Origin of the sequence: Mesorhizobium sp. M7A.F.Ca.ET.027.03.2.1 (genome assembly GCF_003999175.1) — a bacterium.
In the GTDB taxonomy this organism is placed as follows: Bacteria; Pseudomonadota; Alphaproteobacteria; order Rhizobiales; family Rhizobiaceae; genus Mesorhizobium.
In genome coordinates, this window is the sequence record NZ_RZOM01000814.1 from 1 (window position 1) to 2,883 (window position 2,883).

Annotated in this window: 2 protein-coding genes; one reads left to right on the top strand and one right to left on the bottom strand. The window is 59.6% G+C overall.

Annotated elements, in window-relative coordinates; all coding sequences use genetic code 11:
* Positions 1-132: 132 nt before the first annotated feature.
* Positions 133-1,905, top strand: coding sequence for an SLC13 family permease (locus tag EN750_RS27340; protein ID WP_127398529.1), 1,773 nt, complete (start codon positions 133-135; stop codon positions 1,903-1,905).
* 287 nt (positions 1,906-2,192) lie between these two features.
* Here the strand turns inward: EN750_RS27340 and EN750_RS27345 are convergent, their stop codons facing one another.
* Positions 2,193-2,789 (bottom strand): general stress protein, encoded by a 597-nt coding sequence (locus tag EN750_RS27345; RefSeq protein ID WP_127398531.1) that lies wholly within the window; start codon positions 2,787-2,789, stop codon positions 2,193-2,195.
* Between the last annotated feature and the right edge of the window lie 94 nt (positions 2,790-2,883).

The following is a 2,883-nucleotide window of genomic DNA, read 5'->3' on the forward strand; positions in this document are numbered from 1 at the left end:
GCGCTGGAAGCCGTGGGACCATCGCCCGATGGCGTTCAGGATCGTGCTGGCAAAGCCGCAATCAGCGAAGCAACAAAAGGGGCGGTTTGGCCGTTCTGATCAGTCGCATTGGCGGCTGGGGCATTCGAAGACATGACGACGCAGCAAATTTTGTCATTCGCCGTAACCTTCGCGATGATGGCAGCGTTCGTGTGGGGTCGCTATCGTTATGATCTGGTCGCGGCCGCGGCACTGTTGCTTGCTCTCGCGGTTGGCATTGTGCCTCTTGACGAAGCCTTCAGCGGGTTCAGCGACGATATCGTGGTTATTGTCGGCAGCGCTCTGCTGGTGAGCGCAGGGATATCGCGCTCGGGTATCATGGAGGCCGCCATCAAGCGCTTTGCTCCGAAATTATCGGGAGTTCGGTCGCAACTGGCGCTGCTGGTGATCGTGGTCACGATCCTCTCTGCCTTTGTAAAGAATATCGGGGCGCTCGCTATCATGATTCCGATCGCCTTCCAGTTCGCGCGCCGGTCTAACATTTCACCCTCGATATTTCTGATGCCTATGGCGTTCGGGTCACTGCTCGGCGGCCTAATGACGCAGGTGGGAACATCTCCCAACATCGTTGTGTCCCGAGTACGAGAGGAACTGACCGGAACCGCCTTCACAATGTTCGACTTCACACCTGTTGGAGCTGCCATAGCCGCTGCCGGAACGATCTTCCTTCTGTTTTTCTATTGGTTGTTGCCGGTGCGCGAAAAGCTTGGCGGATCACTGAACGAAGCCCTCGACATCAAGAACTACCTTACGGAGGCTCGAATTGTCGCCGACTCCACGGTGCTCGGGAAAACCGTCGCAGACCTCATGAAGCTCGCCGGCGGCGATGCAATCGTGACGTCGATTCTGCGCAATCGCACGATGCGGATGACGCCACTGCCCGACGCGATCCTCAAGGTGAATGACATCCTGTTGCTCGAGGGCGACCCAGAAGCGCTGGATCGCCTTGTCTCCCAGGGCAGGCTCAGCGTGACCGGGGATAGGGTTGGTGGCGACGACACCACCAACGAAATGGTCGCTATCGAAGCCGTAATCGGTGAAAGCTCCTCTTTGATCGGCTGGACCGCCCAGCGCCTTGCCCTTTACGATCGCTTCAATGTCAACCTCCTGGCTGTCAGCCGTCGCGGGGAGCGCCTCGACCGCAGGCTGGCCGAAGTCGAGCTGAGGCTCGGGGACGTTGTCGTTTTGCGGGGCAGTGCAGCCAGGATGCCCGAGATACTTCGTGAACTCGGCTGCTTACCGCTGGCAGAAAGAGCTATCCTTCTTGGTAGCGTCCGCAAGGGTATCGTGCCGGTAGTAATCCTTGCTCTCGCCATGGTGGCGACGGCGTTTGGGCTGCTGCCAGTCTCCGTCGCCTTCTTCGCGGCCGCTGTCGCGGTTGTGCTTTTCAAGGTCATTCCGCTCCGCGACGTCTACCAATCGCTCGATGGGCCTATCCTCGTGATGCTGGCCGTTATCATTCCAGTAAGCGATTCGCTACGCAGTACAGGGGCGACGGGAGTAGTTGCCGGCGAGCTTGCCAAACTAGGGACCATTCTTCCGGCGTCCGGCGCACTGATGCTCATCCTTGTCGCCGCCATGGCCGTTACGCCATTCCTCAACAATGCCGCCACCGTCCTTGTCATGGCGCCTATCGCCGCCGAATTTGCTAGTGATCTGGGCTACCGGCCGGAAGCATTTTTGATGGCTGTCGCCATTGGCGCCGGCTGTGACTTTCTCACCCCGATCGGACATCAGTGCAACACGCTTGTCATGGGGCCGGGTGGCTACCGCTTCAGCGACTATCCCCGTCTGGGACTGCCCCTATCTTTTCTCGTAGTCATTGTTGCCGTGCCGATGCTTATGATCGTTTGGCCAGTGGACTGACATCGATATTCGGATGCCCTCCTTGGAAATCCCACATGACACTACATTCCGGTTGGTGTCGCCAACGGTGGCCCTCTCGTCCCGCCCGCGGCGATAGACACTTGGTTCCAGCCGTTTATCGGGGCGAAGGGAAAGCAAGCAAAAGTCGGCACAAGGCGTGTTTTGCGCAGCGGCAGGGCCATGGTGAACTGCAAGCCGTCACAACGACATTCGATCTTGCCGCTAACCTGAGATACGAGCGTTGCACATCGCGCAGGGCGGCCTGTTAGCCGCCCAGTCATTTCATCTCACACGTTGCGACGCCCTCTGGCCCCCTCCAGGTCATCACCTGTGTAGACATCAGCCGTTGGATCGAAGCCGGTCCAACCGCCTGCTTCGTATTCGTTTCGACGGCGGGCGATGTCGACGGAATTATATTGCTTCAGTATCTCTTCCGCGTCGGGGACTAGGTCGTCTTCGACCCTGGCTGTGACCATTGTTCCCCCACGCCGAACGCCTTCGGCATAAACATGTGCGTCGTTTTCCGGCACACCGGACTCTGTCATCGCGCCGATGATGCCACCAGCTGCGCCACCGACCACGGCACCGCCGACAGCGCCGACCGCAGTCGCTGCCAGCCAGCCCGCGGCAACCACGGGGCCGACACCAGGTATGGCCATCAGGCCGAGGCCGGTGAGCAGGCCGCCGGCCCCTCCGATAACGGCGCCGACACCAGCCCCCGCCGCCGCATCCTCGCCAGCCTCCGACGCTTCGCCGGTAAGCCGGCCGCTCGAATTGCTCGCCACGATGCTAATATCGTCGTGCGGAACGCCGGTGGCTTCAAGCTCACCCACAGCGTCGCTTGCTTGATCGTAATTGTCGAAGAGTCCTGTTACGGTTTTCATCTGATTTTTCCTTGCTTGGTGATCAATTCTTGCCGGCAACGACGTTGCCTTGAAAGTCGAGGGCGATGGGTGCTGCTTTGCCGTCCTTGCTCGC